The sequence below is a fragment of the bacterium genome (assembly GCA_016873475.1).
In the GTDB taxonomy this organism is placed as follows: domain Bacteria; phylum Krumholzibacteriota; class Krumholzibacteriia; order JACNKJ01; family JACNKJ01; genus VGXI01.
The window spans coordinates 1-7,111 of the sequence record VGXI01000169.1; the positions used below are offsets into that span (position 1 = coordinate 1).

General features: G+C 71.7%; 7 protein-coding genes. 1 reads left to right on the top strand and 6 read right to left on the bottom strand.

Annotation, left to right across the window (positions count from 1 at the left end):
- The 6 genes from FJ251_12075 to FJ251_12100 form a co-directional block, all read right to left on the bottom strand.
- Positions 1-840, bottom strand: an 840-nt coding sequence (locus tag FJ251_12075; GenBank protein ID MBM4118447.1) for a hypothetical protein, incomplete at its 3' end; no start/stop codon positions are given.
- Positions 837-1,727: an HDOD domain-containing protein gene (locus FJ251_12080; GenBank protein ID MBM4118448.1), complete on the bottom strand. Its 891-nt coding sequence runs from the start codon at positions 1,725-1,727 to the stop codon at positions 837-839. The genes FJ251_12080 and FJ251_12075, both read right to left, overlap by 4 nt.
- Positions 1,728-1,821: 94 nt before the next feature.
- Positions 1,822-2,190: a PilZ domain-containing protein gene (locus FJ251_12085; protein MBM4118449.1), complete on the bottom strand. Its 369-nt coding sequence runs from the start codon at positions 2,188-2,190 to the stop codon at positions 1,822-1,824.
- Positions 2,191-2,193: 3 nt separating this feature from the next.
- Positions 2,194-4,077: an RNB domain-containing ribonuclease gene (locus FJ251_12090; GenBank protein MBM4118450.1), complete on the bottom strand. Its 1,884-nt coding sequence runs from the start codon at positions 4,075-4,077 to the stop codon at positions 2,194-2,196.
- 198 nt (positions 4,078-4,275) lie between these two features.
- Positions 4,276-4,578 (bottom strand): integration host factor subunit beta, encoded by a 303-nt coding sequence (locus FJ251_12095; GenBank protein MBM4118451.1) that lies wholly within the window; start codon positions 4,576-4,578, stop codon positions 4,276-4,278.
- Between the two features lie 454 nt (positions 4,579-5,032).
- Positions 5,033-6,253 (bottom strand): hypothetical protein, encoded by a 1,221-nt coding sequence (locus tag FJ251_12100; protein ID MBM4118452.1) that lies wholly within the window; start codon positions 6,251-6,253, stop codon positions 5,033-5,035.
- 8 nt (positions 6,254-6,261) lie between these two features.
- On the opposite strand from FJ251_12100, the gene FJ251_12105 reads away from it, so the two are divergent.
- A partial coding sequence (locus FJ251_12105) for a hypothetical protein (protein ID MBM4118453.1) occupies positions 6,262-7,111 on the top strand: 850 nt, incomplete at its 3' end.

Sequence of the window (7,111 nt, forward strand, 5' to 3'; positions counted from 1 at the left end):
GCGGATCTGCTCGAGGTGGTCCAGGGACTTCTGCAGCGCGATGCCGCCGATCGCCTGGCAGGAGGCGACCAGCTCGCCGCGGTGCTGGCCGAGCGCGATCTCCTCGCCCGAGAGCAAGAAGACCTGGCAGGCGTGCGGCGCCTTCAGCTCGATCGGCAGATAGAGCACGCTGGCGAGGGAGAAGCTCGCGAAGCGCTGCCGCGGCAGTCGCACCGCGCGCAGCAGGCCCTCGCCCTCCAGCTCGCCCGCCGCCACCGCGGCGACGAGCTCCGCGAGCATCTCGGCCGGCAGGCCCCAGCGCGCCTCGTAGAGGGCGCGCTCGCCCCCGAGCAGTCGCGCGGCGCCGACCTCGGCGCCGACCAGGTCGACGAAGAACTTCAGCGTCTTGTTGAGCACCAGCTCGGGGTCCAGCTCGCCGAGCAGGTCGCCCATCGCCTTCAGCGCCTGCACGTGGGCGAGGCTCTCCTCCATGAGGCGACCCTGCTGATCGATGAACTTCTGGAAGTAGAGCGCGAGCGCGACGTGGCGACTGAAGTCGCCGATCGCCGCCGTCGTCTCGGCCGCCGGTCCGGCCGGCGGCAGCACGAGCAGGCCGAGATCGGCGCCCTGCACGCGCAGCGGCAGCTCACGACCCGCCGCGAGGCGGGCCGCCGCGCCCGGCGCCGACTCCAGCTCGAGGAAGCGGTGGCGCCGCCGGTCCAGCAGGTAGACGGCGAACTCGGCCACGCCGAAGCGCTCGGCGAGGATGTCGCCGAGGGCAAGCTGGAACTCGGCGCGGTCCTCCGCGCCGTAGAGATCCAGGAGCGCGAGGCTCTCAGGCGCAGCCGGGCTGACGCTCATTCGTCCTCGGCGTAGTAGTTCCCCACCACGGCCAGCTTCTGCCGCAGCTCCCAGAGCAGAGGCAGGAAGGTGCCGGCGGGGAACTGGAGGGCGGTCAGGATGTCCCCGTACTCGTCCTCGTCGACTTCGCGCCCGAGGTCCATCAGCGGCCGCGTGCCCACGCTCCAGCTGTTGCAGGTGCGATCGGCCAGGTTCACCACCGCGGCGCCGCCGTGGAACTCGCCGCCGGCGAAGGGCTCGTGGTGGTAGCGCAGGGCCTCGCGGATGTTCTCCGGGATCCGCCAGCGCTCGAGGATCTTCTCGCCCAGCTCGGCGTGGTCGAAGCCCGCCGCCTCGCGCTCCTCGTCCAGCGTGTAGACCCCCGCTTGGCCGGCGCCGGGCTCGAGGTAGTCGTCGATGATCAGCTTGCCGATGTCGTGCACGAGGCCGGCCACGAAGGCCTCCTCGCTGCCGAGGGGACCGCTGCGCAGGCCCTCCATGAGCGCGCGGCAGGTCATGCCGAACACCATCGAGTGCAGCCAGAATCCGGCCTCGGGGTAGCGATAGCTCTTCAGCTTGCGCTTGAGCAGGCCGCTCGAGCTGACCGCGTAGACGATGTTCTTGAGATTGTCCATGCCGATCAGGACCACGGCCTCGTGGACCGTCTGGATGGCGCGCGAGCTGCCGAAAAAGCTGCTGTTGGCCACCTTGAGCAGACGAGCGACGAGGGCCTGGTCCTTGATCAGGACCTTCTCGAAATCCAGCGCCGTGAAGTACTCCTTCGCCGAGAGCTCGAGAAACTCTCCGACGACGGTGGACAGGCTGGGCAGGCTTTCGGTCTGCGCAAGCACGCGCTTCTGAAGCGTCTTGATCTCCACCAGACCGGCGATGGACGGGCTGTCGGACATGCGCGGGTACTCCTTTCCCGAGTGCACAAAGGCTCGGGTTGGTTATCGGCACCCGCAGATGACGCTTGAGGGGATTCGACGGCGCGCGAAGCGCCTAGCGGGCAGTGGCTCGCCCGAGACGGCGCTCGAGGAAGCCATCGAGCAGGAGCTGCTCGTCCTTGGCGAGGTCCATGAAGAAGACGGCAACCTCGTAGCTGCGCACGGCGGGATCCTCGGCCTCGGGCTGGCAGCGCACGACGATCCCGTCGGGCTGGATGGCGGCGCTGGGATGCGCCGCATCGGCCGGCAGTTCGAGCATGACCGGCAGCCGCGTCCCCTCGGCCATGAAGTACTCGCTAGTGAAGTAGGCGCCGTTGCGGCTGAGGTCCAGCGTCTCGCCGAGAACGGCGGCTTCGCCACCGGGCAAGCGCAGGGCGATGCTCAGCTTCACCTTCAAGCGGGGTGCGCGGCGACGCTCTTCCACGGCTCAACTCCTGCGGCGACGGGACGGTATGTCGGGATTTTCGTCTGCCGCTTCCTCATCCTCAAGCAAAAACTGCAGGCGACGGCTGAAGAGATTCGCTTCCACGAGACGGACCCGCAGCGCCTGACCGGCGGCGAAGACCCGGCCCGTGTGCTCGCCGCGCAGGGTTTCGCGATCCGCGTCGTAGGCATAGTACTCCCGGCCCAGCAGGGCCGCCGGCAGGAAGCCCTCGACGCCCGCCGCCGGCAGCCGCAGCACGATGCCGGTCGGCGTGACGGCGAGCAGCTCGGCCGCGAAGGTCTCGCCCAGGCGCTGGCGGGCCCAGAGCACCATCTCCAGGCGCAGACCCTCGCGCTCGGCCTTCAGCGAGTTCAGTTCGCAATCGCTGAGCTCGCTCGCCATGGCCTCGAGTGCGCGCCGGCGGGCGGGCGCCAAACCGGTGGTCCGCTTGCGCGGCGGCGCTGCGCCGAAGGGATGGCGAAGCGCTCGCTCGCCGCCCGGCGCCTCGACCAGCAGCGCCTTCAGTTCGCGGTGCACCGTGAGATCGGGGTAGCGGCGGATCGGGCTGGTGAAGTGCAGGTAGTCCCACCAGGCGAGGCCGAAGTGGCCCTGGTCGTGAAGGCTGTAGGCGGCTTTGGCCAGAGAGCGCAGCATCTTCATCAGGAGCTGCTCGCGGTCGGGGCGCTCGGCGATCAACGCGGCCAGGCGCTGGTAGTCGGCGCTCCGCGGTGGGTGGCCGGGCCGCCAGTTCACCCGCCGATGCTGCAGGGCGAGCAGCAGCTCGGCCAGGTCCTCCGCCATCGGCGGCGGGTGCACGCGGTAGAGGGCCGGCCGCCCGCGCTCGCGCAGCAGGCGACCCACCGCGTGATTGGCCGCCAGCATGAACTCCTCGACGATGTGGTGGCTGCGCAGGACGGGCACGGGGCGAAAGGCCTCGACGCCCTCGCCGCGATCGAGGGGACGGATCTCGGGCAACTCGAACTGCAGCGCGCCGCCGGCCGCGCGCGCCGCGGCGAGGCGCCCGGCCAGCGCCTGCATGGCCCGCAGGCTGGCGGCGGGCTCACCGGGCGAAGCGCCCGCGAGCGCCGCCTCGGCCTCCTCGTAGCTGAGGCCGTGGCTCACGCGCAGGCAGCTCTCGACGGCCTCGAGCGCGAGCGGCTCGCCCTGCGCATCGAGTTCCAGGAAGAGCGAGAGCGCCGCCCGATCCCGGCCCGGCAGCAGCGAGCACTGCTCGCCCGAGAGCAGGGGCGGCAGCATGGGAATGGTGTCGAGATAGAAGTAGGTGGAGTTGCCGCGCCGCCGCGCCTCGCGGTCGAGGGCGCCGTCGACCGGCACGAACTCGGCGACGTCGGCGATGTGCACGCCGAGCCGCCAGCCGCCCCCCTCGCGGGGCTCGAGGCTGATCGCGTCGTCGTGGTCGCGGGCATCCGCGGGATCGATGCAGAGAACCGTCAGCCCGGCCAGCCGGCGGCGGCCGGCGGCCTGCCCCGGATCGGCCACGGCCCGGCGCTGGGCCTCCGCCTCGGCGGCCGGCGGGAAGGCGCGCTCCAGGCCGTACTCGGCGAGCAGCGCGGCCATCCCCTGGGCGCGTTCGGTCTCGACGCTGGCGGGCGCGAAGGCCGCCTGCGCGGGCACCGATCGCGCCGCCGTGACGGCGCGCGGGCTGCGGCGGCCGGCGCCCGCAGCCGCGGGCGCCTCGGCGCCGGGCAGCAGAAAGCGCCCGCGAGAGCGCTGGAGCCGCTCGTCACGGAGCACGAGGAGGATATCCCGCCTGAAGTGCCGATAGTCCTCTCGGGAGATGCCGAGGAGGCGGGCCGCCCGCCTCAGGGTCAGCCCGCCCGGATGCCGCCCCAGCAGCGCGAGGAAGGCGCGGGTCCAGTCACGCAAGAGGGAGGCTTACTTCTTCTTGTGACGATTCATGCGCATCCGCTTCTTGCGCTTGTGCGTGGCGATCTTCTTGCGCTTGCGCTTCCTGCCGTTGGGCATACCTGGCTACCTCGTTGAAACAGAGCGGGCCCTTTCGGGAGGGACATCCCGCTCGCGCTGAAGGGTCGATATCGGTGCGGATGGGAAGGGGCCCGCAGCCTAAGCGGTCCCCTCGCTGCCCGGTTCTTCGCCGTTGACGAGGCTCTTCAACTCGTTGGAGGCCTTGAAGAAGGGCACGAGCTTGGCGGGCACGGCGACCGAGGTCCCGGTGCGGGGATTGCGGGCGCGCCGGCTGCGGCGCTGCTTCACACGGAAGCTGCCGAAGCCTCGCAATTCCACCTTGTCTCCCCGCGAAAGCGCCAAGCTGATGTTGTCGAGGACCAGGTTGACCACGATCCCGGTGTCTTTCTTACTCAGATTGACGCGAGCGGAGATCTCCTCCACGAGGTCGGCCTTGGTCATGCTCCCCCTTCTCGAGGCACCTGCCCCGCAGCGCTCCCGCTGCGGCGGCGAGTCCCTGCATCCAGAAGACGGAACGCAAGGTATCAAGCCGACTTGCGTTTGTCAAACCCAAAGGGGAAGCCCCGGCGACGGGCCAGCACCGGAAATGAAAAACCCCGCCCGAGCCGTAGGACCAAACACGGAGAAGCGCAGCACACGAGAAGTGAGATTGGGCCCCCGGTCTGGCTGTCACGCACTGGGCAGGGCAAATGCGTCTGGCGCCTGCGTCATCAAAAGCGGGGCCAGACCTTCGCTCAGGCCGACGAGCGCGATTCAGCTTCCACGGGCAGGGATAACCGGAAGTCAATTCAGCGCTTGAGGAAGCGTCCCTTCCCTCGGGAGGAGCGCCGAGCGCAGGGGCGGACAAGCCCGCCGGGGGGCAAATTGCGGCAGCATCGCGCAGCCCTTGCCCGACTCAGCCGATGCGGGCGCGCCGGGCCGCGGCGCTCCGGGCGAAGAGGGCGCGGATCGCCGCCTCCTGGCCCTCGTCGAGCCGCGCGCCCCGCCGGGGCATGGCGATGGCCGCCGTGGCGAGGGCGCGCTCGAGCGCGTGCTCCTCGAGGCGGCCCTCTCCACCCCAACTGAAGGCGGGCAGGCCCTTGGGCGGGAAGTCGGCGCCGAACCAGTTCGTGAAGGGCTCGAGCACGGTGCCCGTGTTCAGCCGGCCCTGGATCCCCAGCTTGACGTGGTCGCCCAGGCAGCAGCCGAGGAAGCGCCGGCCGCTGTCCAGGCTGCGCCCGCCCATCTCCACGCGAATGCTGCCGTAGTTGTTCTTGAGGTCGCTGTTCGTGGCGCCGGCGCCCAGGTTCACCCACTCGCCGACGGCCGCGTGCCCGAGGAAGCCGTGGTGCTGCTTGTTGGAAAAGCCCTGGAGCTGGGTCTCCTCGACCTCGCCGCCCAGCCGGCACTCGGGGCCGGCGAAGACGCCGTGCAGCTGCGTGTGTGGCTTCGTGCGCGTGCCGGGACCGAGGTAGCAGGGTCCGACGAGTACGCTGAGCGCCCCCACGCTCGCACCACGATCGACGAGCACCGGGCCGCCGCTCGCGTCGAGCACGCTGCCCGGGGCGAGCATCGCCCCCGCGGCGAGCCAGATGCCCTCGCGCTCGCCCCGTTGCCAGCCGCCGGCGGCGAGCAGGCGCTCGGCGTCCGCAGCCAGCGCGCGCGGCGCCAGCTCGTAGAGCTCCCACCAGTAGGCGAGCAGCGGGCCGCAGGGACCCTCGCGCGGCGCGGCGGTCGGGGCGGGCCACGGCGCCTCGCGCGTGGCCTCGGCCGCGAGCCAGTCCCGCGCCTCGGCGCCGCTCAGGCAGAGCGCGAGCGGAACGCCGAGGTCCTCGATGCGATCGCCCGGCGCCAGCGCTTCGAGGCGGCCCAGCGCGGCGGGATCGAGCACGAGCTGATGGCCCGCCAGGAGCAGCACCCGCTGCGCCGCGAAGAGCGCGGGCGGCAACACGGGGCAGAGCCCCGCCAGCGCCGGCCGCGGCGCGCAGTGGAGCTCGCCCGGCCAGGCCTCCGCGATGCGCTCGACGAGGCGCCGCGCACCGACGCGCAGCTCCCAGACGGGGCGCAGGGCGACCGGCGGCCCGAGGGCCTCGATGCCGGCGGGTTCGAAGAGGACGAGCGGCGTCGCCTGCGGCATGCTCCTCCTTGCGGCGTTCGGGGGCGGGCGCCAGCCTAGGCGAGGCGCGCCGCGATTGCCAAGCGCATTTCGCTGGGGCGCCGCCCGTCCGCGCGCTATGCTGCCGCGACCGCCGGCCGGGAGCGCGCGTGCAGACCCTCCTCCTCGTTCACCACAGCCACACCGACCTCGGCTACACGGACGCGCAGGCGCGCGTCGCCGCCTGGCAGGTCGCCTATCTCCGGGCCGCCCTCGCGGCGGCCGAGGCGCCGGGCGAGCCACCCTTCAAGTGGGTCTGCGAGACCTTCTGGGGCGTCGAGCAGTTCCTCGCCGCGGCGACCCCGTTCGAGCGCGAGCGCTTCGCCGCCGCGCTGCGCCGCGGCCGGCTCGGCCTCTCGGCGAGCTACTTCAACTTCAGCGAGCTGATCGACGCGCCCCTGCTCACGCGGCTGACCGAGCGCGCGGTCGACTATGGCCGGAGCATCGGCCTGCCCGTGCGCTGTGCAATGACCGCCGACATCAATGGCCACGGCTGGGGCTTCGCCGGCGTGCTCACGGCGCTCGGCGTGGAGAACCTCTTCTGCTGCGTGCACACGCACCATGGCCGCTACCCGCTCGCGCGGCCGCAGCAGGGCTTCTGGTGGGTGGCGCCGAGCGGCGAGCGCCTGCTCGTCTGGAGCGGCGAGCACTACCACTTCGGCAACGCGCTGGGCCTCGCGCCGGGCGCGATCTCGAGCTACTCGATCAAGGACGACTGCGACGCGGCGATGATCTTCGGCGAGGCCTGGCCCGTCGCCGAGCGGCGCATCCCCCGCTACCTCGCCGCGCTCGCGGCGGCGGGCTACACCCTGCCCGTGGTGCCGCTGATGGTGTCGGGCC